Raw genomic sequence first — 22,428 nt, forward strand, 5'->3', positions numbered from 1 at the left:
GGTAGCCGCCCTGTCCTCCGGGCCCCTGCTGGTAGCCGCCCTGTCCTCCGGGCCCTCTCATGCCTCCCTGCTGGTAGCCGCCCTGTCCTCCGGGCCCTCTCATGCCTCCCTGCTGTCCTCCCTGCCCTCCGGGTCCCTGCTGGTAGCCGCCCTGTCCTCCGGGCCCTCTCATGCCGCCCTGCGAGGAACCCCAGGTTCCGCCCAGGAGAAGAGCCACGATCTCTGTTCTGCCCTCTTCGGCGGCAGCATGAAGAGGCGTTTTGCCGTTGTTGTCCTTCGCATTGATGTCAGCACCTTTTGAGATGAGAAGGCGTGCCATCTCCCTGCGGGAATTGGAAGCAGCGCAATGAAGGGGTGTTTTTCCCGAGGAGTCTTTAGCGCTTACCTCGGCTCCCGCGGCGAGGAGCACCTCAAGGGCCTCTCTTCTGTCCTGCTCCACTGCGAGAAAAAGCGGAGTTCTGCCCTGCTCATTTTTCTTGCTCACAAGGGTGCTGTCCTTTTTAAGAAGATCGCTGATTTTCGCCGAGTCTCCCCTCGCGGCTTCGCTGAAAATGTCCTGGGCCCCCGCCGGGGGGGCCGGGAGCAGGATAAGAACGAGTATCATCACCGAGATCAATGTTTTCATCGAAGGAATCCCTCCTTGGCTCTTGCGGGAATTGCAGGCTTTTATCAATGATTCTCTGTGAAGCCCTGCTCTTTGAAAATACCATCCCGGCCTCTCTCTTTCCTTCAGGGTGCCGGGGGATACCGCGAGAACCTGTGCCCCCGCCGGGAAGTCGAGCTTATGTTCAAAACTCTGAAGTCTCAATAGAACCAGGGCAGGAGCGAAGCCATTTATAAGAGAAGAGGATTACGTCATAATTCCCCATATACATAAAAGGAGAATTACCCCCATGGCAAAACACAGAGGGCTTATTTTCCTTGCCATACTGCTTGTGGTGTCTTTTGTGATATTCAATAAAATATCCAATGCCGATGGGAGAAATAACCCTTACCGCCGGCCATCTCCCAGCCCCACAGCTCACCCAACCATTAACCCGACAGCGAGCCCTGGGAGCAATCCATCCGGAAGACCAGTGGTCACTCCTTCGACAAATCCCTTCAGAAGGCCGACTCCCGGCCCGACGAGTAGTCCCTTAGAAACTCCCTCCAGAAGGCCAACTCCCGGCCCGACGAGTTCTCCTTCCGGCCGCCCTCCGGTGATACACGAGCTCCCAGAAAGTGTAAAGCTCGAGGTCAAAGTCCCGTCAGCATCAACAGAAAAGTGGGCAGACATGATTACCATAACCTCCCCGGAGACTCTTACCTTCCGTTATGTGCCTCATAACATCGCCACGGCGGAAAGCCGCTGGGAGATTTCCTCCAAGCCTTTCGGCAGTGGAGGTCCCCTCATGGACTCACAATGGCTTAAGAATCCCGCATCAGGACAGATGGCATGGTTTCAGATTAAAATGTCTCCGTACCTTCCAGGGAAGCCACAGAAGACTGCCACTTTTTATGCAAGAATAGTTCCTGCCGTAACTAAAGAGGGTGGAGGATATGAAGAGAAACCAGGAATCTCAAATACTGTGACGATTACCTATACTGCACCAGGCGACACCACTCAGAAGCTGGATGTTCCCGATGAGCCTTTTTATTACACGAGCAAGCACAAATGGAGAACCGACTTTAACGGGGACAAAAAGGACGATATTATTGCCTTTGATCGCGAAAAGGGCATTGTGTTTGTGGCTCTTTCTTCAGGCACAAGCTTTCTTAAAAAAGGCGATACATGGCATGAAGGATTCTGCAGAACCGTGAATATAGGTGCCTTGTCAGACACAAACGGAGATGGAAAAGTAGATGCAGTGCAGCCTGCCCGCTCTATGAAGATCCCTTCCATGGGAGACTTCAATGGCGACAGGAAGGTTGATATTGTAAGCTTTTCCCGTTATGCCGCCCACGGAGATGAAAAGGCAGGGCAGGCAATGGCCGCCCTCTCCAAGGGAGATTCTTTCGGGCCAAAAGGAGTGTGGCGTGAAGAGTTCTGCACAGGAAACAAGATCCCGGCAGTGGGTGATTTTAATGGTGACGGCATGGATGATGTCGCTTATTTTGTCCGCAGCAGTCTGACGGGAGACGAGCAAGGCAATGTATATGTAGCGCTCTCTCACGGTACCGGTTTCTCCGAGCCCAAAAAATGGCATGATAGCTTCTGTCTGGACAAGGAAGTTCCTCTTGTAGGTGATTTTGACGGTGACGGTAAAGATGATGTCGCCTCCTTTGTCCTGGATACCAAGCATGGGGATCCTGCCTGCGGCAATGTATATGTGGCGCTCTCTACGGGAAAAAGCTTCTCGGGAACAAAGGAGAAATGGCGTGGATTATTCTGTGTTGAAAAATACGAAATTCCTCTTGTGGGTGATTTCAACGGTGACGGCAAGGATGATATCGCCTGCGTCAAGAGAGGATCACCGGGCGGTAAGGTAGAGGTGGCCATTTCCAACGGAAAGACGGGAAAAAGCTTCCAGGCCCCTAAAAAGTGGTGCGATTATACATGTGCCTATCAGGAAATACCTGTGGCAGGCGATTTTGACGGAGATAAGATTGATGACATAGCCATATTCAGCCACGACGCAAGAGAAAAGGAAAAACGAGGCGATGTGAATGTCATGGTATCCACAGGGGTGGAATTCAAGAAACTGCAGAAGTGGCATGACTTTTTCTGTATCGGCTCTGAAGTTCCGGACACATTTGCCGCCTTGTATCCATCTCTTGTCTATCTGAAAAACGGAGAGCTCTGCCTCAAGAATCTCTCTTGCCTTATCACTGAATCCTCGGGTAATGACAAGAGTAAATTATGCATATTTGCAGACGGCAAACTGGTTACCTCGCTCAAGAAAGAAATGGGCAAGAAAAGCAGCTGGCCTCTTGACCTTAAAGTTCCTTTTTACCAGAATGTAAAGATTGTATTGTGGGATCTTGACGCTCCCGACGCAGACGATCTCCTTGGAACAATTTATGTGACCTTGCAGGACACACCGGGAGATACTATTGATAAAACATTCCGCCATGATGATGCGAATTACACCCTTACTTACTCTCTGATGTGCCTGGGCGAAGACAGGCGCACAATGAATGCCATGGATGCGCTTGAAAACTTCAAGCAATCAAAGGCCCCGGGAAAGTTCACAAAAATTGCCAAAGATGCTCTTATTCACGAAATCAGGGCTCGAATTGAGAACCCGACCCTCATGAGGCAGAGCGACCAGTCATTATGCGGTCCCATGGCAATACTTGTTGCTCTTGCCATGAAAGATCCGGAGCGCTATGTTAGCATGTGCCGCACTATGTTTGAGAAGGGAGAATTTAAAAGCTACAGCGAGGTGATTAAGCCCGGTGCTCATATAACTTCAGCAAAAGTGCCCGATACAATGGCTCAGGTTGACTGGATGCTGGCCGCAAGCATGAGAGACTATGAAAATGACGTATTTGATTATGAAGAGGACGATGCTACTGTAGCAATCACTTTCCCCGGGGAAATGAGGATGTGGATGAAATCAATCATCGGATGCACAAACGCCGTCTATACCTCAACATACCTTTACGGTGAAAAATCGGCGCTCGCAGAGGGCCACTTTGCCGTTGATGCAGGAAATCCCGTGGCTCTTCTGATCGACTCAAAGATACTTCCGGGAGAAGGACCTTGCAAAGTGAATCATTTTGATCACTGGGTGCTCCTTCTCGGTGCGGAACCTATTGGAAGCAAGCTTAAGTTCTGGATTTTCACCTGGGGAGAAGTCAGGTATGTCACTCTGAGTACTGACACCTTTGAGGATCTTTTCTGGGGAGCGGTATTCGGTTACTATTAATCACACAGTCCTTGGTAATAAATTGGGCAAATATGTTGCGTAAGCGTTACGCCCCCTAAAGAGCAGATGCCGGGGAACAGGCGACAAGAGCATCGTGCTCTACCATTGAGCTACCCCTCCACGCAGAGGGGACAGGACTTGAACCTGCAACCACGTCGTCCAAAGCGAAGTATCTCTTATCTACACCACCGGCATCTGCTTCACTTATTATAGCAGAGGCAGTGGCCATTGGGGCGGTTATGACAAAATTGTAATACCTGAAATGGGCGATGCCGTCAATGGGGCACTTTCGCCACCGCGATGAGGTCCTTTGAAGTCTCTCTCTCAAAGGGGGCGAAGGAAAAATCGCCGTACCAGGAGACGCCGGCAAAGCCGTTTTCCATCAGGAGGGGCTCCAGCTCCTCCCTGCTCCAAGGGCGAAGAACCGTGGACTCGGCATGGCGCTCCCATTGTGACCCGCGCTTTGCAAAAATCAGCACGTCCAGGACCACAAGGCTTCCGCAGAACTCGAAGATCTTCTGGAAGAGCAGCTCTCTTTCACCATCCCTCACCACCCTGAGGGGCATGAAGCGGCCTTCCCTCACTGTCAGTGTATGAAAGTTCACGATCTGGAAAAGCAGGGTCCCTCCAGGAGCGAGGATCGCCGCTGCCCCCCGGAAAATCCCTGTGAGGGCCTCCGCCTCTTTGAACTGCGCGAGGGAATTGCCCAGGATGGTGAGAAAATCAAAGGAATCCTCCCCGAAGGAGCCTTCAAGGGAGAGAAGGTTTTCACGCACGAACTTGAGCTCCGACCCCTGCGAAGCGGCATGCTTCTTCGCCACGGTCAGAGCGGCCTCTGAGAGGTCTGTTGCCGTGACAGCGTGGCCGAAGGAATGGAAAAGCAGGGCATGGCGGCCCGTGCCGCAGGCGGCATCAAGTATCCTTTTCCCTGGCAGGCCGAAGACCTTCCGGTAAAAGGGTTCCTCTCGGGAGAGCCTTGATTCCCATGGGACCATAAGATCATAGAGATGGGCCATGGCGTCAAAAGGATTTTTCTCCATGTCTGTCACTCCTTTCACAGGGTAAGTGGAGCCGCTCTTGAAGGGCCTCCTTCAGCGCCAGTCACCGAGGAGGATGAAGCCCGCCCAGTAAAAGGGCGCCGCCGTCTCCGGGTTTTTCCTGAGCGACTCCTTGGCAAGCCTGAGCGATTCGCTTCTTGAGTGCCCCCGGGCGAGAGCCCGGTAGAACTCTCCGAAGAGGAGGGCTGTCGAGGAGTCCTCAACTCTCCAGAGCGACGCAACCACCGACGGCGCCCCCGCTATGGTAAAGGCAGATGCAAGACTTGCGAACTCCTTGCCGGGATTTTCTTCGCCGAGGGCGCTTTCGCATGAGCTCAGCACCACCAGTGAAGCAGCGGGGAGCGTGAGGCCGTAGAGCTCGCCAAGGCTCAGTATCTTCCCGGCGCCGGCAAACTGTATGGAGCTCTCGTTGATGCGATCCCGCCTGAGGATGCTGTGAGTCGCAAGGTGGATGAGTGCCGCCTGCGGCGCCTCTTTCAGGAAAGATTCCACCGTGGCTCCCTCGCCGGTGAGGATTGTGCTCTCGCTGAAAATCGATCCCAGATGCTCTACCTCCTTTTCTGCAAAGGGAAGATCGGCGCCGGAGGGGTTTCCATAGGCCAGGAGCCTTGAAGCCCCGGTAATATCTTTTTTTCTCTCGGTGAGCAGCTTTATGATGTGAGAGGAATAGAGATACCCGACATTTTTTCCCTCCAGTAAGCCCTGCCCGTCGGAGAGGGCCTCAAAAGGGACATACCAGAGAAGGCCTCCTGGAATTATCTCCACGTTCTTCGCCTTCTCTATCTCTTCTTTCACAGGCCTGAGAAGGTGCCGGTAGAGGAGCCCCCCCGAACCGGTCTCCCCCGGTGAGCGCCTCTGGATCTCCTCCCTGTAATTCCGCACAAGCCTGTAGAGGGCCTGGCGGCTGATGTCAGACTGTTTTATGGAGAAGGAGTCTTTTGTCACCGCGAAAAGGTAGAGGCTCTCCTGGGCAGGGTAGTATTCAAGAATGAGGGTGTCATCGGGAATGGCAGGCTGGAGGCCTGCGAGCTCCGGGCCCTGGAGGGCGAGAAACTGCTCATAATCGGGATTTTTCTGTTTTATCTGGTTTATCACGGAAAAAAAGTCGGACTTTGTCGAGGCAAGGACGCCTGAGAGGTAATCCTTGCGCTCGGTGCTGGCGTTTTTTTCCATGTCATGCTGGAGAAGGCTCATTTTTTTCTTGAGGGCATCCATTTTCTTCAGCAGCTCGAGGAGCTTTTCGTCTTTTGTGGTGATAGACGAGGGGTCAAAGTCGCCGAAGAGCTCGTAGGAGCCTGAAAGGTTGAAATACTTGAGGGCCTCGTCATAATGCTGTGTTTTTATAAGGAGCGCTATAGTCTTCTCGAAGAGCCTCCTTGTGGGAGCCATCATTGCCGCCCCCCCGGGCTTGTTCCCGGGATTCAGGCGCTCCCTTATTTCGCAGACCTTGTCAAGAGCCTCCCTGTAAAGCGGAAGGGCTTCACTCTCTTTGCCGGTTTTCTCAAGCACCTCGCCGAGCTCAATGACCACATCGCGCTCCTCCATGACGCTTCCCAGCGAGCGGAAGGTGGCAAGGGCCCTGCGGTAGCAGGCCTCCGCCTCCCTGCTGTTTCCCATGGAGAGGCAGGTTCTCCCCAGGGAGACCTCGGTGAGGGCTTTTTTCTTTATCTCTCCCGATTTCTCCAGGAGGGCGCAGGCCTTGAGGAAGGCCTGCTGCGCTTCCTTGCAGGAGCCCATTGAGAAATAGGTGGAGCCCATCCCGGTGAGGGCGAGGGTTTGAAGCCTTTTGTCCGGTGATCCCCCGGCCCTTTTTGCGGCTTCTTCAAAGTGGTGGAGGGCCTTCTCATTGTTCTTGAGCTCCCGGTGGAGAATCGCCAGGTAGCACTGGATATTCACCTCATTGTCAAGGTGGCCTGTGCTCCTGAATAAGGCGAGGGCCTTTTCAAGGGGCTTTATCGCTTCCCCGGGGCAGCCCTTTTCAATAAGAAGCTGGCCGCTCAAAAAGAGTATAAGGCCCTCGAAAGGCCTGGCCTTGGCCTCTTCAAAGATGGCAAGGGCCCTCTGGTAATTATCTCCGGCCTGCTCGAGCCTCCCGGCGACATGGAAGAAGAAGCCTGTCATGAAGGTTGCGAGACCCTCTTCCATAGGGTCCTTCTTTTCACGGGCATGGAGGATCCATTCCCTGTACCCTTCCAGGATTGACGAGAGGAGCGTCTCGTCAAGAGCGATGCCCTTTATGATTTCCGAAGCCGCGGAGTCCTGGAAAGAGATCAGCTTGTCGGCAGTGCTCAGCTCATCCATGCGGAATGCGGCATTCACGATGGTGTTGATGATCTCATTGTAAGCGATGGCACGGTCAGGCACTTCCTTCAGGGAGCCGATTTCCTTGAAAGCCCTCCGGATGTCCCGGGAGGCCCTCTCGCTGTCAAAGGTGGCAATGGAGATGCCTATGATTCCTGCGAGGTCCTCGATGAGGGCCCTGGTATCCTGCGCCTTTTCGTCGGCTGCCAGGGCCTTTTCATAGTAAGCAAGCGCCCTGTCGTATTGTGAGCGCTGGATCGAGAGCATGGCGAGAGCCCTGAGTATGCCGGCCATGGAGAGTGCATCCGGGGAGGCCTCCGGCTCCTGAGGCGCAAGAGAGAGCGCCTCCTGGTATGAGGCCAGGGCCTTTTCATAATCCCCGGCCCCTTTATGAATATCGCCCATCGCTTTCAGGCATTCCATCATTCCCTGGCGGTACGATCCTGCCCGGTAGCATTTCAATGCCTCCTGGTAGGCCTCAAGGGCCAGGGCGGGGCTGTCTTTCTGGTTCATCAGCACTCTTCCCTCGATTGCAAAAGCCTGCCCCTTCTCGAAATCGTCGGGCGCCTGAAGGGCGGCGCTCCTGAGAGCCTTGAGGAGCACCCGGTATTCTTCCCTGTCCCTTGTAAAGAAAATGAGGTTGAGGGCCTTCTCACAGGCGGTTATCTGCCCCCTTGCATCATGGGCGCCCTGAAAGACCCCGAGTGCCTTTCTGCAGGCGGCGGCGCTCTTGTCCCAGCAGTTCTGCCGCCCGTAAATGCCGGCAATGCCGAGGAGTGCCTCACCCGCGGCACTTTCATTTGAGATGAGCCGGTAAATCTCACATGAGCCTGAGAGCAAGGTGAGAGCCTTTTCAGACTCCGCCTCCCTGACGGCAAGGTCCGCCTCAGCCTCAAGAAGCCTGGCGGCAAGGTAGGGCATCTCCCGTTCCGCCATGAGCTCGCGGGCTTCTTTAAGGTCCTGGCGCGCCTTCACGAATTCCCTTTTTTCCCCGTAAAGAAGGGCCCGCTCCAGAAGGCCCTTGATTCTTCTCAGCATATCCTGTGCCCCGATGGCCCTCTTTATCGCCTCATCGAAATTTTTTCCTGCGAGATCAAGCTCCCCTTTCTCTCTCAGCAGCTCTCCCCTCAGCAGGAAGAAATCGATGTGGCCCTCAGGGGGGAGCTTTTCAGGAAGCCTGCCTTCCAGTGAGGAGAGAAACGCATAGGCTTCCTGCTTCCTGTTTCTCCCCGATGCCGATGCTATCAGGGCAAGCCGGGAGGAGAACTCGCCCCCTGATTCTTTCTGGGCTTTGAACAGGTCCAGGGCTTCAGCGGCCTCCTGGGATGCCTGGAAGAATCTTTTCCCTTCAAGATGGAGCTCCGCCCACCGCAGGTGGCAGAGTGCCTCGCTTTTTCCGTCGCGGTTTTTTCTCGCCTCGGCAAGCCATTCCCGAAGAGCCTTCTCGCACTCTCCGTACCGGCTTTCTTCAAGTGAGGTGGCGGCCTTTTTCGCAGGGGACGGCAGGCTTTCCTTCCCCCGGAGGGAGCGGGCAGGAAAAAGAAGGAGCAGCAAAAGAGCAAGCAGGGCAAAGTGAGGGGCGCGGTGCTCTTTCATGGAGGCGCCTAGCGGGGTTCAGCCAGGGAGCCCATGAACAGAATCGATTTCGTGCTGCCGTCAACGATGGCAAAGAAAAACGGGCGGTCGGCCTTGAAGGTGAATTTCTTGGGAGGCTCCATCATGGCCGTATCACGAATCTCCACGGAAGTGACTGCCGCGGCGACGGTGCCTTCCTCGTTCACCTCGACGAAGCTTTTATGGAGCACGGAGCTTATCGTGAGGAAAGTGTCGCTCATCCTGGAAAACTGCGCCCGGAAGCTGTCAAAGGAAGCCCCCATCCCGAGAGCTTTCAGGGATTTATTGAGCTCTGCCATGAATTCGCACCTGAAGCGGGGGATTTCCACGGTGCCCTCGGCATCCTCGAATTTTTCCATCCAGGACTTCCACGCCGTGCTGCTGAGCTTCCCGTGGAACTCGTCAAGCGAGGAGTTCCTGTCCGGCAGGAAGAGATACATGGCGAGCTTTTTGTCTCCGTAGGGAAGGCGCAGCGCCTGGAACTTGTCGCCGCGGTAATAGAGATATGATCCTGACTGCGCCATGAAGGGGCAGTTCTTTTTCTTTCCGCCTGCCATGGTGAAGGGCTTCTGCGCCGTGAGCTTTTTATCGAATCTCTGTGACCATGCCCCCTTGAAATACACGGCGTTTATAATATAGAGCACGGCGTTGGGGGGCACCTTGTCCACGATGGAGGTGATTTTCCCCTTGGTGTTCTTTTTCACCCACTCGTTGATGAGGGCCGCATCGATACCGACCTTTACCTCTGCGCTGTATGACTCCCTGGCCTTCTTGATAAACTGCGGGCTGAAGGACATTCCCGTGCGCAGCCAGAGAGAGTTGGCTATGGCGATGTCTACTTTGGGATCGGCCTTTTTCAGAGAATTAATGAGGAGCTTGTTGAGGGCGTTTACCTCGTTTTCCGGCATTCCATAGATGGTGAGGACCTTGGCGATGCCGTTCATTGTCTCTCCCTGGGCGCCGTTCCAGGCGATAGCCAGGGCAAGCGCGATGCTCGTGGGAGAGATAAAGACGTTCTTGTGCTTGTTTTCCTTCAGGAGATCGGAGTAAAGGGAGAAGCCGAAGGTGTTATAGCTTGCGGCAATCTTATCCGGCCCGCTCTGGCTTTTAGCGGCCGCCTCTCCCGGCCCTGCCGCGGCCATGGCGGCGAAGGCAATCGAAATGAGCAGGATCAGCAAGAGAGCAATTCTTCCTGTGCGCATGAGCAGTTCTCCTTCCGGTTCCTTTCCGGCTTACTTGTCAAGAAGGGTGAGATGGGGGGCGGGGAGCGTGTCCTTCTTTGCCGGCTTCATGGGGTTCAAAGGTTTTTTCAATGCCTCTCACTTCTTCGCCGTCATGGATATTCCTTCTTCCGGTTCATTCCTGCGGCGGTGTCATTGAAAGGCCGTGAAGCGCTATTCGCCGCCGCCCTTTGAGCGGATGAAAGCGGCAATCTCCTTATGGGAGTGGATAAGGGCGCATTGCAGGGGAGTCTGTCCTTTCTTGTTCCTGGCGTTGATATCGGCCCCCCGGGAGATGAGGAACTCCGCAAGATCGCGGTAGCCTTTAATAGCCACCTCGTGGAGAGGCGTATTGCCATGTTTTGAAGGGGCGTTGACGTCGGTGCCGGCCTGCACCAGCACCCTCACGATGTGGCGGTAGCCCTTTGCAGCCGCGCCCTGGAGTGGAGTCTGCCCGGTTTTTGTCTTTGCATTGACACTGGCGCCCCGGGAGTAAAGAAGCGTCACCATGTCAAGATGGCCTCCTGAAGCGGCGCTGTGGAGAGGGGTAAGACCGGCCTTTGTCTTGGCGTTGACATCAGCGCCCCTGGCGACGAGAAGCTCGGCGATCTTCTGGTGCCCTCCCACGGCAGCGCTGTGGAGCGGCGTCGAGCGCACGTTGGTCTTTGCGTTGATGTCGGCGCCGAAGGAGGTGAGGAATTCCACGACTTGGTAGTGCCCCCAGAAGGAAGCCCAGTGGAGGGGCGTCATGTTGAAGCTGTCTCTCTTGTCGATGTTTTTCTTATCGACTACGGCCAGCTCCTTGATTTTTTCGAGATTGCCGGTAGATGCGTAATCGTGAATCTCTGCCATGGTGCTCCCTGCGGTCCGAGGTTAAGATCTCTATAACTATTCAACAGGTGCCATAGGAATCTCCTCTGTCCCGGTCGCCTCCCATGAGGCATAATTCCCCGTTCTGTCGCTGAAAGGCCGGCACGGGCCTTTCAGCGCATTACGCATGAAAAATGCTCATTGACAAAGGGATGGTGTGAGATTTTTTCAACAGCCGCCTCGAGGCGCTCAAGGGGAGCTTTCTTGAGGGCAAGCATCACATGGGCTCCCTGGCGTCCCGGGAGCTCTTCCTGCATGACCTGCCTTATGGAGAGCCCGCTCTCTCCCAGTATTGTGGCTATCTTTCCAAAAACGCCGGGCTTGTCCTGCACCGTGAGCCTCACGTACCAGTCTGCCTCGAAGGAGGCCTGGTCCTCCCTGTGGCTTCTCGCCTTCACCTTGAAGAACCCCGGGAGGTTCACCATGTAAGCTCTCGATTTCCTGGATACTTCCAGAATGTCCCTCACGATTGATCGCGCCGTGGGAATGGCGCCGGCGCCCTTGCCGATATGAGTGATGGGCTCCTGTCTCCCCTTGAGATAGAGAGCCAGGGCGTTATTCTCTTCTCTCACTGCCGCAAGGGGGTGGTGAGAAGGGACAAGGGCCGGTGACACCACGAGGGTGAGGGCCGATCCTTCACTTTTTGCAAGCACCAGGGGCTTGATGGTGACGCCCCACTCCTGGAACGCCATGCGGTCGGCGGGGATGAGTCCTTCAATACCTTTCCTGTAAATATCCCTGTAATTGACGGGCTCGTTGAAAAGGATAGAGGCAAGGATGGCAAGCTTCTGTGAGGCGTCGGTGCCCGATATGTCAAGGGTGGGATCGGCCTCGGCGAAGCCCTTCTGCTGGGCAATCCCGATGGCCTCATCGAGTGCCATGCCTTCCATGAAGCGGGTAAGGACGTAGTTGCTTGTCCCGTTCACGATCCCTTCGATTCCTTCTATGTCATGGAGGCCTGGAAACTTGAGCAGATCGTCCACAATAGGGATCTCTCCGCAGACACTCGCTTCAAAGCCAAGGTTTCTCCTGGAGCGGTCCGCTGCCTGGAAGATCTCCACGCCGCATTCCGCGAGGAGCGCCTTGTTTGCCGTCACGACATCTTTCCCCTTCGCGAGGGCTTCCAGCACGAATGTCCTTGCCGGCTCGATCCCTCCCATCACCTCGAGCACGATGTCCACGGTGGGATCGTCCAGGATATCGGCGGCATTGCCGGTGAGCTTTATGCCGGTTACGCCCTTTCGCTTCTTTTTCTCGTTTTTCACCAGCGCCAGCGGGAAGTGAAGGTCAAAGACGCCTTTTTCGTGGCTGTAGAGGTCCCTGGCATAATGGAGCACGCCGCCTCCCACGGTCCCGAGCCCCATCATGCCCACGACGACGGAGCGGTCCATGAAAAGCCCTTTGTAGAGAGCCATCAGAATGTCGGGGAGCCCCCTCTTTTTTACGAGGAATTCAAAGGTGGTGTCGGTGAGGAGCTGCGGAGACTTGTGCACTATTGTCATGCCGAATTTTTCGGGATTCTCGGCGGCATGGAGAGTTCTGTGGATCCTCGAGAGGGTCTCGGGGTTTTCCCCAAGGCCGTCGCCGACGATTTTCACCAGGACCTGGTCCCTTGAGAGATGGCTTGTGAACCTGGACTCAAGCCTCGAGAGATCGGGATGGTACCGGTCCAGCACCAGCGAGAGCCGCCCGGAGGTCTCCGATGCCATGAGCGTCGAGACGCCCCCGAGGCTGTTCACCCCGCTGCGGAAAGCCTGGGCCTCCTCTTCGCTGCGCGGATAGAGGGTGAAGAGCTGCGTCCCTTCGAGGCATGTAATGCCGCGGGGCTCACCCAGGTGCCGGTGGACGCTTGATATGACCGTGCCCGGGTGCTCGGGCCTGAAGGTGTTCTTGATGATAAGCCTTATGTGCTTCCCTTTTTTCACCGCCTGGAAAACGGCGTACATGGCTTTTTCAAAGAGGACCCGGGAGCCGAAGGCCGCCATCTGGAAGGCCTCCTCGTAGGAGAGCTCGGGGATGGACTCAGGGTGGCCCATGGCGTTAAACTGCGGGGGAAGAAAGGGCGGGGCGATCCGGTAGATACCGTCCACGTCAGTCCATATCTCCACGTCCTTCTTGAGGGCCGCTCCCAGCACGGCCGCTGTGTAATCGGAGCCGCCGCGCCCGAGGGTGGTCCTCCTCCCGCCTGCGGTGAAGCCGATGTAGCCTGGAAATACTATGTGATCCTTCGCGGCGATTATGCGGGATGCGATCTTTTCAAGGCTCTCCTCGAGGATATCGGCGTTTCCAAAGGCGTCGTTGGTCTGGAAGTGGAATTCCCGCGGATGGGCGGCTATGAAGCGAAGGCCTGACGATGCAAGCAGTGAGGCCATTATTTTCGCCGAGAGTACCTCGCCGAATCCCATGAGGGCGTCATAGGCCTCATCCTTCGAGGCATAGGCTCCCCTCTTCACTTCCTGTACCAGGCCCCTCAGCTCCTGCTCCTCGGCGCCGAGGACTGACGGGGAGAGGTCAAGGTCTTTCAGGATCCTGTGATGGCGGGCCAGGATGGCCTCAAGGAGCTTTGTGCCCTCCTTTTTCTCCAGGAGCTGTGACGTGAGATCCTTGAGGGAGTCGGTGATTTTCAGCTCTCCCGGCGCTGCTCCCAGGGCCGAGACGACCACCACAGGATTCAGCTTCATCGACGAGGAGACTATTGCCGCTACTTTTCTGAAGCATTCGGCGCCTGCAAGGGAGCTTCCCCCGAACTTGATGATCCTCTTGGTATGCATGATGCAGCTCCTTCCATGGGATTCTATAATCAGTCTTGGCGGGTCTATTGAGCCTGGGGGCCTTCCTGCTCAATGATGCGGGCGCCCTCTGCCGTGATGGAGGTGACGCAGGCCCTGCAGGAGATGCCTTTCTTCCTGAACTCCGAGGCCATGGCCTCGGCGACGGCTTCGCTGCTGCCCCTGCAGAAAGCCAGGACCGTGGAGCCGGAGCCTGAGAGGCAGGCGCCGAGGGCGCCGCAGGCCAGGGCAGCATCGACGGCTTCCCTGAATCCCCTGATAAGGGGTGCCCGGTAGGGCTCGTGGATCCTGTCGGTCATCGCGTCACGCAGATAGGCATGCTCTCCCGTGATGAGGGAGTATATGAGGAGAGAGACGCTCTGGAGCGAGGTCACCACATCAGTGAGGGAATATGCCTGAGGGAGGACTTCCCTGGCGGCGCTGGTGCTTATCTTGATATCGGGGATGGCAAGGGCCACCTCCAGAGGCGCCCCCAGCGGGACGGAGAGCGGTACGGAGGAGTCCCCCGATCTCCTTGCGATGACCACGCCGCCGCGAAGGGCCGCAAGGACGTTGTCGGGGTGGCCTTCCATTTCGACGGCAAGCCCTGTGAGGGCTTCCGGGGTGAGTGTCCCCCCTGAGAGTCTCTGCGCGGCAAGAAGCCCTGCGACCACTGCAGAGGCGGAAGAGCCCAGGCCCCTTGAGGCGGGAATGACGTTGTGCTGCCTTATGGCGAGGGGTGGAACCTCCTTGCCGGCCAGGCTCATCCCCCTCGAGAGGGCCCTGTAGAGGAGGTTCTGCTCATCGGCGGGAATTTCTCCGTCTCCCCCTTCGCCTTCCACCGTAATGGTGAGCTTCGTGCCTCCCGGGCAGACAGTACAGGTATTGTACATGGCAAGGGCGATGCCGAGGACATCGAAGCCCGGCCCGATATTTGCCGAAGTGGCGGGAACCCTGACGGTGAAAGGGGAGTCTTTACACATAAGCAGTGATATTCTATGGAAAGCTCACCGAAATCCTTTCTTGCCGATATCTTCCTCCGGGAGCGGGCCCCGGGCCTGTGAGGGGGGCATGGCATCACACCATGTTGCGGCAAGCTGAGGGGCGCTCTCATCTCATTGGACGAGGCTTCCTTACCCCCTCTTCATACATGAGGAATGGCTCACCGTCTGACTGCGAGCCGAAGGCGACGGTGAGGCGGTGGGGAGCTTTCCCCCTTATGGTGAGAGTCCGCAGGCCGTGGAGCAGGTGGAGATGGCAGGCCTCGCAGAGGGTGATGAGGTTCCAGGGGTCATCGGTGCCGCCCTGGGAGCGCCTGATGATATGGTGCACGTGGAGGTGCCTGCGGCAGCGACAACCGGGTGACTGGCAGCGGAATCGGTCGCGCTTCAGGATCCTGTGGTGATGGGCAGCCTTCTGGAATTCGCCCTCGGTGGAGAGGTAGTCCGCCATGAGGGCGGCAAGGAATTGTTCTTCCGGGGGAATCAGGGCATAGGAGGGATGCAAGGTAACCGGCTCTTTACCCTCTGCTCCGACGGCCTCTGCCTGCATGGTGAGGCATAGAAAAGCCCTGGCGGCAGTGTTCCAGAGTTGATAAAGCTCTTCAGGGAGATAAAACCTGATTGCCATGGTGAGTGATGGCCTCCCGGAGGCGCCTTCTCCCTGGAGGATGTCCACAAGGAAGGTCTCTTCGGGATTTTCACCCTCGGGAAGGGTGCAGATCTGCCGGGCCTCCTCCAGGCTCGCACACAGCACGGAATTTTTTTCAACTTTCATGGCGGCCTCAGCGGTGAGCATTTCGTCAACATCGCTGAAATGGTTCCAGGGCTCGTCGAAGCGCCTGTCGCGGCTCTCCAGGGAAGCTTCGTCATCCTCGGAAAGAGGCCACGCTGAGACCGCCGAGGGGCCGCCGTACCAGGACCCGGTCCTGATGCTGTCCCGCACCTCGAAGGGAAGCTCATGATACCGCTCATCACTGAGATAGCGGAAGCCGGGGAGGAGGGTATAGCTCACCGCGGCGAAGCTGTCATACTCGATGATCCGGGCGATGCGCCCCGCCTCTTCCCTGAGGTCCGCCGTAGGGACAGACGCGGCATATTCTATCCAGGCCTCCTCGTTTTTCCCGTTCACCAGGGGGAGGATGAGCCTTGCCTGCTCCCTCGTGATGGTGCGGCTCCTGAAGGCCTTTTCGGTGAGGGAGTGGCGGCGGAATCCATTGGCTACCATGATAAACTGGCGGGCCTGCGCTTTTGAAAGGCCGCACCGTGTCTGTGCATATTCCTCGATTGATTCAAAGCCGAAGCGGGTGAAGAGCTGCCTGGCGTGCATTGCCCGCAGCAGCATTCCAGTGGCGACTTCAAGCCTCTGGCGCATCACGGCGGCCCTGATGAGCCTCCCTGCGACGGCCTTGACGGAACAGCTGCCGGGCTCCCCGCCCCGCCGGGTCTCCTCCAGCCACGAGGGGAAAAAGATATCCCAGGGCATCTCCCACGGTGAGCTCTCTGCCTCAGGAGTGTCATCCCCTGTGCCTTCCGAAAAGGCCTCTCCCTGAGCATCGCCTTTGACGGCCTCCGTTACGGGAATGGAGCCCTTCCCGGCCTCCCTGCCCCTGTAAAATACCGGGAGGCTTCCCTCCTCATCGAGGGGCGCAGGACCATGAGCGCACTTTCCCGAGGCCGTCCAGTTGGCGAGGAGGGCCTCGATGAAGCCTGCAACAGGCCCTTCATAGTGCTCCCTGTCCCGGAACATGGAGAGGGCGAAGTCCCAGGTGAGGGCAAGCGTCGGTGATACGCGGAAATGCATCATCACTCCCTCATTACCCTGCTCATCAGCAGCAGAGCCTGTGCCTTCATCGCGCTCCCTTTCTGCAAGGATCTTCCTTACCTCCCTCTCAAAGCCGCCCACTGAGAGCTTCTGAGCCCTGGCAAGCACTCCGGCCTCGTTCTCTGGTGTGGCCACCCTCGAGAGGTGCCTGAGTGCGCTCTTCGCGATTTTCCCCTGCAGGTACGCCTCTCTGGTGAGGGGAAGGGCCTCGAGAAGCTGGAAATTGTGCATCAGCTCTGATGCCGTGCGGCCCGACATCGAGAGATGCTCCACGGCAAAGGTCGCCATGGAGCGGTAGCCCAAACGATCAACTCCTTTCGTTTTGAGAGTGACAAGAAAGCCGCCCAGAACCAAGTCAAGGGCGAGTCGGCCTCTGACTGCCTGGCAGAGGGTGAAATCCAGCCGTGAGGCCCGGTTATCCCTGTCGATGAGCGGGGGCCCCCAGGCGAGTTCCTCGGTGAGCTTTTCCGCCTCGGTGAGAAGGCCTTCCCCGGTGATCTTCACCATGCGCTTCGCCCTGTCACGGGCCTCGGCGGGAAGCTCATAAGGCTCCGGGAGGAGGAGCATGTCCTCGTAATCATGGCAATACAATGGATCACCGAGGTGAAGAAGCTCTTCTTCATCGGGGAGGAACATATCGGAGATTGAGTGGGTCTCATGTGTATCCATAGTTATATGATATCATATCGATTATGAAATATCAAACAGGCTACCCCTCAAAAACCCATTCACCGCAACGATAAAAGGACGTCGCCAGATGCCTTCCAGATGGCCTGATAGGGTTGAAGAGGTCAAAAATGACCCTGAGGCTATTGAATGGCTGTTATCTGTGCGATGAGCCCCTCATGCGTCCATTCTTCAGCCCTCTGGTCAGCGGGGGAAGGCGATATATCTTTTTTTTATAGGTGCCTCCGAAGGAGCTGCTTCAATTCCCCGGGAACACGCCCCCAGGCTCTCATTCCGGATCTTAGCTCCTGGTGGCGGAATGTAATGCTTTCTCTCCCCGTGACATTGAATTCAGAAAAGGGGAGCCACAGAATTGCGCCCACCAGGAACTATCTGCTATAATCTCCTCATGCGCAGAACTTTCATTCCCCAACGGGAGCCTTTACGAGAGCCCTGCCCACCGGCAGGGGTGCGCCAGGCTGCCTGAGAGTCCTGAAGAGAACACGGGAGAAGTCTCTATGAAAAATTGTGTAAATACCGTAAAATATGCGCTCCCACTCATTGTCCTTGCGATTATCCTCTCCGGTGCCTCTCCCTCGTACCCGGAGGAAAAACTCTGCGACTTCTCCATTGAGAAGGAAAAGATGGTGATGAAGGACGGCACGGGAATCGCGATGACGTACTATCTCCCCAGGGCAGCCGGGCCGGGAGAGCGCTTTCCCGTGGTGTTCGAGCTGCTCCCTTATCGCAAGGACGACATTTTTGCCATGAGAGATTTCTCGCTCTACGCCTATTTCGCCAGGCGCGGTATTGTGATGGCGAAGGCCGATGTGAGGGGGACGGGTTCCTCCGACGGCGCCATCCCGGAAAAAGAGTATTCCGACCAGGAACTCGACGATGCCGTCGAGCTGATTGACAGACTTTCAAAGAAGCCATGGTCAAATGGCAGGGTGGGTATGTGGGGCATCTCATGGAGCGGCTTCAATGCCATCCAGGTTGCGATGCGCAGGCCCCCGGCCCTGAAGGCCATTCTCGCTGCCGATGCCTCCGATGATCTCTATCACGATGACGTGCACTATATCGACGGGATTTTTCATATCGACGAGTACGAGCTTTCCATAGAGAATGACCTGATCCTTCCCCGGTCTCCCCTCTATCCTGTTGACGAAGACTATTTCCGTGACAGGTTCGAGCGGTATCCGTGGTTTCTCACCTACAAAAAGAACCAGACCGACGGCCCTTTCTGGCGGCGGAATTCTCTCCGGTGGCAGTATCAAAAGCTCGCTGTCCCCGCATTTCTCATCGGGGGCCTTGCCGACGGATACCGCGACAGTATTCCCCGGATGCTTACCCACTGCACAGTTCCCATGAGAGCACTCCTCGGCCCGTGGAACCATGCCTGGCCCGATGATGGGGTTCCGGGCCCCGTTATCGAGTGGCGTGATGAAGCAGTGCAATGGTGGAAGAGCCTCCTCGGGGAAGGGAAAGAACTCGCATCCCCACTCTCGCCCCTTGCAGTGTACGTGAGGCATGGAGATCCTCCCGATGAAAAACTCGAAAGTGCAAAGGGAAGCTGGGTGGCGGAGCGGTATCCTCTTTCAGAAGTGCGATGGAAAAGACTTTACCTGAATGGTTCTCACACTCTTAGAGCGGCGCCGGAGAAAAAGATGGTTCACAGGCTTTCCTACAGGCCGGGGGCGGGCACGGCCTGCGGCTACTGGTGGGGTGAAGCTACGGGAGATATGAGCCGCGATGACGGCGCTGCGCTTGTGTATGACAGCGAAGTGCTTGCAAAAGATATTGAAATAATCGGGATCCCGCAGGCTCATCTGCGTGTCTCCTCATCTGCGAAGCTTGCCCATTGGGTGGTGAGGCTTGAAGACATATTTCCTGATGGCCGCGTGGCGCTTGTGACGGGAGCCGTGCAGAACGGGTCACAGATCAAGTCAAGAGTGAGCCCCGGGTATCTTGAGCGGGATAAAACCTATGATATAAATCTGCCTCTGCACTTTACCACGTGGACTTTCAGGCCGGGGCACCGGATTCGCGTGGCCGTCACCAATGCCCAGTTTCCCATGATATGGCCCACCCCTTACCCCATGACAACCTGCCTCGTCATGGGAAGCGGAGCGACAAGCATCGACCTGCCGGTGACATCGGGAAATGCCCATAAGGGACTGTCCTTCAAGAGCCCTCAGCCACGGGAAGAGATGCCCTTCAGCAAATATCTCCCCGCAAAATGGCCTAAGAGCCACAAAGTCATTGATAATCTTGAAACCTCCGAGATCGCCATTGAATTTGAAGGAGAGAGGGCTCTGGAGCATGAAGGCAATACTTACTCTACCCTGGTGAAAACGATATACAGTACCAATGAGCGAAACCCTGCAGATTCAAGCTTCCACGGCGAGGCCGAAAGCGACGTAAAGCTTCTCACGGGTAATCGAAGACTTTCCGTGAGCACCTTCATCGATGTAAGCTCCGATGAGCGCTCTTTTTTAATCACCTTCACCCGAAGGATATCTGAGAATGGCGAGCTGAAAAGGGAGAAGACCTGGAAGGAGTCAATCCCCCGCATGTTCCAGTGAAGACTGCCTTACGGCGAGACCACCTTGATGCAGTTGCTTCCCTGGATTATCTGCATCTTTATCTCCTTGCCGCCCGAAGTGCCGTAGCCCGACACGACCGGCGGGCCGCCGCATCCTCCTATCGTGGGAAGGGTGGAGGTCTTCACCGTCTTTCCCCAGTCCTCGTATTTTGTCGTGCTCACCTTCTCGGTCCAGTTTTCCGGCGCCTTGAGCACTTCCTGGGCATTGCGGTTAGTCGTGGCGCTGCCCTGCTGCGTTGACTGGCCCTGTGAGGATGAGCCTGAGCTTTTTGCAGTGGTGCTCCTGCAGTAGAACTCATGGGTCTTGCCCTGACAGACGGCATAATGGTCGGTTTCGTTGAAGTTGCTCAGGAAGGACCGCTCGATCTGGAGGCCGCACTTTGAGCAGCACACCATGTTCGACTTCCCCTCGACGTTCTTGAAAAGGCCCAGGTAGGTGACGTGGGAGAGCACCTCGCGGGGGAGCTCCTTCTTGTGCCTCACGAAGCGCACCACGTCGCCCGGCTGAACCTCCCCGGAAGGGGTGCCTTTTATGGATATGACGCAGTTCCGGGAATCAGTTGACACGAGGTAGGCTTCGGCGATGACCTTATCGCCCCGCATGATCGTAAAGGTGTCGCCGAACTTGATCCCGTCGGCACCCTTGAGGGAGATCCTGAAGGCATCAATCATGCTTTTGTCGGGAGCGATGATTTTCCCGTCGGGGATGGATTCGATGTGAGCGGCAGCACTTTTCTGTGTCTCTTCTGAGTATAAGGGCAGGGAGAAGCATGGCATCAGGAGGGAAAAAGCAAGGCACAGGCAGAAAATCCAGTATCTCATGGGGGCTCTCCTTCCGGCTGAAGAGTGATACATTTATTATATCATGGATTATGATTATTGCATCAGGGCGTGCAAAAGGTTATAATAGCAAGGAGAGAGGGCAGATCCTTCAATGCCGGAAATAAGCAGATTTTACGGGATAGTGATAAGAATGTTTTACGAGGATCACAATCCCCCTCACTTTCATGCAATTTATGGAAAACAGGAAGCCATGATTTCAATATCTGAGCTGAGAATTCTTGAGGGCAGAATTTCTAAGAGAGCGCTCTTAATGACTCTGGAATGGGCGATACAGTATCGTGAAGCCCTTATGGAGAGCTGGCAGCTCGCAATGAACAGTCAGCCGCTGAAAAGCATTCCGCCGCTCAAATAGCAGGGAGGCACTGATGCTCACAAGAGTGAGAAAAGTCAAATATCTCAAGGAGTACAAACTGCTCATCTCGTTTACTGATGGCAGTGAGAAAGTCTTTGATATGATGCGGTGTATTGAGAAGGGCGGAGTATTTACCCCTCTCAGGGATATCGAGTATTTCAAAAGGGTCTCTGTGAATCCTGAATCCAGGACGATAGAATGGCCGAATGGCGTGGATATCTGTCCCGATACGCTTTATAAGGATGGGACGGAATTAAAATCAGCAAAGAAAAAAGCATCTGCCTGATGGCAGCCTGCTACTTCGCCAGGGCCTCCAGGACCTTCTCTAAGCTATCGGGGCACACCGCGGGCGCCGCGCTCTCCTTTATCGCGGCATCGGGATCCTTGAGGCCGTGGCCCGTGTTCACGCAGACAATGGTGCTTCCTTCCGGGATCTTCCCTTCGCGGGCGTACCGGAGAAGCCCTGCCACCGAGGCCGCCGATGCGGGCTCGACAAAGACTCCCTCGGAAGTGGCGAGGAGCTTGTAAGCGTCAAAGATCTCCTTCTCGCTCACCATGTCAATCACGCCGCCGGAGTCTTTCCCTGCCGCCGCCGCTTCCTCCCACCGTGCGGGGTTGCCTATGCGTATGGCGGTGGCCCTTGTCTCCGGCTTCTCCACCACGTGGCCCCGCACGATGGGTGCGGCGCCTTCGGCCTGGAATCCCATCATTCTGGGGAGCCTGGTGCTGTGGCCTTTTGAGTGATATTCACGGAATCCCCGCCAGTAAGCGGTGATATTCCCTGCATTGCCCACGGGAATGAAGAGGTAGTCGGGAGCGTCACCGAGTTCGTCGCATATCTCGAAGGCAGATGTTTTCTGGCCCTCGATGCGGTGCTCGTTGAGGGAGTTCACCAGGGTGTAGGGATATTTTGAAGAGATTTCCTTTACAAGAGAGAGAGCCTGGTCAAAGTTCCCCTTGAGGGCAATAACCTTTGCTCCGTAAATGAGCGCCTGGGCGAGCTTGCCCAGCGCTATGGCATTGTCAGGGATCAGCACGGCGCATACGATAGATGCCCTTGAGGCATAGGCCGCCGCTGAGGCTGAAGTGTTTCCCGTTGAGGCGCAGATGACGGCCTTGTGGCCCGCCTCGACGGCCTTGCTGATCGCCAGCGTCATCCCCCTGTCCTTGAAGCTTCCCGTGGGATTGAGGCCCTCGTATTTCAGGTACACCCTTGATCCCGCGATGAGCTTTTCCAGGGAGAAAGCCCTGATCAGGGGGGTATTCCCCTCTCTCAGAGTAATGACGGGAGTCTTCTCGCTCACGGGGAGAAATTGCCGGTAGCGGTCAATGACGCCGCGGTATGGGGAAGAAAGAGCATGCGTGGTATCAGATTTCATTGATTCTTTCCTTTCTCGGGAGCCTGCCATGGGGTATGTCCTGCCTTATCCGGGCACCGGGCTCCTGCCTGACGATTG

Annotated in this window: 14 protein-coding genes; 4 read left to right on the forward strand and 10 right to left on the reverse strand. The window is 56.2% G+C overall.

What is annotated here, in order from left to right; all coding sequences use genetic code 11:
• The coding region (locus RDV48_22555) for an ankyrin repeat domain-containing protein (protein ID MDQ7825598.1) at positions 1-625 on the reverse strand (625 nt) is incomplete at its 3' end.
• 649 nt (positions 626-1,274) lie between these two features.
• Here RDV48_22555 and RDV48_22560 point away from each other — a divergent pair.
• Positions 1,275-3,851 (forward strand): FG-GAP-like repeat-containing protein, encoded by a 2,577-nt coding sequence (locus RDV48_22560; GenBank protein MDQ7825599.1) that lies wholly within the window; start codon positions 1,275-1,277, stop codon positions 3,849-3,851.
• A 275-nt stretch (positions 3,852-4,126) separates the two neighbouring features.
• Here RDV48_22560 and RDV48_22565 read toward each other — a convergent pair whose 3' ends face one another.
• The 7 genes from RDV48_22565 to RDV48_22595 form a co-directional block, all read right to left on the reverse strand.
• A complete protein-coding gene (locus RDV48_22565; protein MDQ7825600.1) occupies positions 4,127-4,891 on the reverse strand; it encodes a methyltransferase domain-containing protein in 765 nt (254 codons plus the stop codon).
• A 51-nt stretch (positions 4,892-4,942) separates the two neighbouring features.
• A complete protein-coding gene (locus RDV48_22570; protein MDQ7825601.1) occupies positions 4,943-8,806 on the reverse strand; it encodes a CHAT domain-containing protein in 3,864 nt (1,287 codons plus the stop codon).
• 8 nt (positions 8,807-8,814) lie between these two features.
• Positions 8,815-10,026, reverse strand: coding sequence for a serpin family protein (locus RDV48_22575; protein ID MDQ7825602.1), 1,212 nt, complete (start codon positions 10,024-10,026; stop codon positions 8,815-8,817).
• Positions 10,027-10,218: 192 nt separating this feature from the next.
• Positions 10,219-10,896 (reverse strand): ankyrin repeat domain-containing protein, encoded by a 678-nt coding sequence (locus RDV48_22580; GenBank protein ID MDQ7825603.1) that lies wholly within the window; start codon positions 10,894-10,896, stop codon positions 10,219-10,221.
• Positions 10,897-11,027: 131 nt separating this feature from the next.
• Positions 11,028-13,685: a homoserine dehydrogenase gene (locus RDV48_22585; GenBank protein ID MDQ7825604.1), complete on the reverse strand. Its 2,658-nt coding sequence runs from the start codon at positions 13,683-13,685 to the stop codon at positions 11,028-11,030.
• Positions 13,686-13,729: 44 nt separating this feature from the next.
• Entirely contained in the window at positions 13,730-14,665 is a 936-nt protein-coding gene (thrB, locus tag RDV48_22590) for a homoserine kinase (protein MDQ7825605.1), read from the reverse strand.
• A 127-nt stretch (positions 14,666-14,792) separates the two neighbouring features.
• On the reverse strand, positions 14,793-17,174 hold the full coding sequence (locus RDV48_22595) for an HNH endonuclease signature motif containing protein (GenBank protein ID MDQ7825606.1): 2,382 nt from the start codon (positions 17,172-17,174) through the stop codon (positions 14,793-14,795).
• 515 nt (positions 17,175-17,689) lie between these two features.
• Between RDV48_22595 and RDV48_22600 the strand changes: the two genes are divergently transcribed.
• Complete coding sequence (locus RDV48_22600) at positions 17,690-19,756, forward strand: CocE/NonD family hydrolase (GenBank protein MDQ7825607.1); 2,067 nt, start codon at positions 17,690-17,692, stop codon at positions 19,754-19,756.
• A gap of 8 nt (positions 19,757-19,764) precedes the next feature.
• Here RDV48_22600 and RDV48_22605 read toward each other — a convergent pair whose 3' ends face one another.
• The gene (locus RDV48_22605) at positions 19,765-20,598 is read right to left on the reverse strand and encodes a hypothetical protein (GenBank protein ID MDQ7825608.1); all 834 of its coding nucleotides are present in this window, start codon (positions 20,596-20,598) and stop codon (positions 19,765-19,767) included.
• A gap of 112 nt (positions 20,599-20,710) precedes the next feature.
• Between RDV48_22605 and RDV48_22610 the strand changes: the two genes are divergently transcribed.
• Positions 20,711-20,971: a DUF4160 domain-containing protein gene (locus RDV48_22610; GenBank protein MDQ7825609.1), complete on the forward strand. Its 261-nt coding sequence runs from the start codon at positions 20,711-20,713 to the stop codon at positions 20,969-20,971.
• A 13-nt stretch (positions 20,972-20,984) separates the two neighbouring features.
• Positions 20,985-21,257: a DUF2442 domain-containing protein gene (locus tag RDV48_22615; GenBank protein MDQ7825610.1), complete on the forward strand. Its 273-nt coding sequence runs from the start codon at positions 20,985-20,987 to the stop codon at positions 21,255-21,257.
• Between the two features lie 10 nt (positions 21,258-21,267).
• On the opposite strand, the gene thrC is transcribed toward RDV48_22615, so the two are convergent.
• Positions 21,268-22,350 carry a threonine synthase gene (gene thrC / locus RDV48_22620; GenBank protein ID MDQ7825611.1) on the reverse strand — a complete coding sequence of 361 codons (1,083 nt, stop codon included), beginning with the start codon at positions 22,348-22,350 and terminating at the stop codon, positions 21,268-21,270.
• Positions 22,351-22,428: the final 78 nt, after the last annotated feature.

The sequence above is a fragment of the Candidatus Eremiobacterota bacterium genome (assembly GCA_031082125.1).
In the GTDB taxonomy this organism is placed as follows: Bacteria; Vulcanimicrobiota; CADAWZ01; order CADAWZ01; family Ess09-12; genus Ess09-12.

Bases quoted from the DNA above. Each gene is read 5' to 3' on its own strand.
- thrC (MDQ7825611.1), bottom strand. From the start codon at position 22,350: ATGAAATCTGATACCACGCATGCTCTTTCTTCCCCATACCGCGGCGTC.
- RDV48_22585 (MDQ7825604.1), bottom strand. From the start codon at position 13,685: ATGCATACCAAGAGGATCATCAAGTTCGGGGGAAGCTCCCTTGCAGGC.
- RDV48_22565 (MDQ7825600.1), bottom strand. From the start codon at position 4,891: ATGGAGAAAAATCCTTTTGACGCCATGGCCCATCTCTATGATCTTATG.
- RDV48_22560 (MDQ7825599.1), top strand. From the start codon at position 1,275: ATGATTACCATAACCTCCCCGGAGACTCTTACCTTCCGTTATGTGCCT.
- RDV48_22575 (MDQ7825602.1), bottom strand. From the start codon at position 10,026: ATGCGCACAGGAAGAATTGCTCTCTTGCTGATCCTGCTCATTTCGATT.
- RDV48_22570 (MDQ7825601.1), bottom strand. From the start codon at position 8,806: ATGAAAGAGCACCGCGCCCCTCACTTTGCCCTGCTTGCTCTTTTGCTG.
- RDV48_22595 (MDQ7825606.1), bottom strand. From the start codon at position 17,174: ATGGATACACATGAGACCCACTCAATCTCCGATATGTTCCTCCCCGAT.
- RDV48_22610 (MDQ7825609.1), top strand. From the start codon at position 20,711: ATGCCGGAAATAAGCAGATTTTACGGGATAGTGATAAGAATGTTTTAC.
- thrB (MDQ7825605.1), bottom strand. From the start codon at position 14,665: ATGTGTAAAGACTCCCCTTTCACCGTCAGGGTTCCCGCCACTTCGGCA.
- RDV48_22600 (MDQ7825607.1), top strand. From the start codon at position 17,690: ATGAAAAATTGTGTAAATACCGTAAAATATGCGCTCCCACTCATTGTC.
- RDV48_22580 (MDQ7825603.1), bottom strand. From the start codon at position 10,896: ATGGCAGAGATTCACGATTACGCATCTACCGGCAATCTCGAAAAAATC.
- RDV48_22615 (MDQ7825610.1), top strand. From the start codon at position 20,985: ATGCTCACAAGAGTGAGAAAAGTCAAATATCTCAAGGAGTACAAACTG.
- RDV48_22605 (MDQ7825608.1), bottom strand. From the start codon at position 20,598: ATGAGATACTGGATTTTCTGCCTGTGCCTTGCTTTTTCCCTCCTGATG.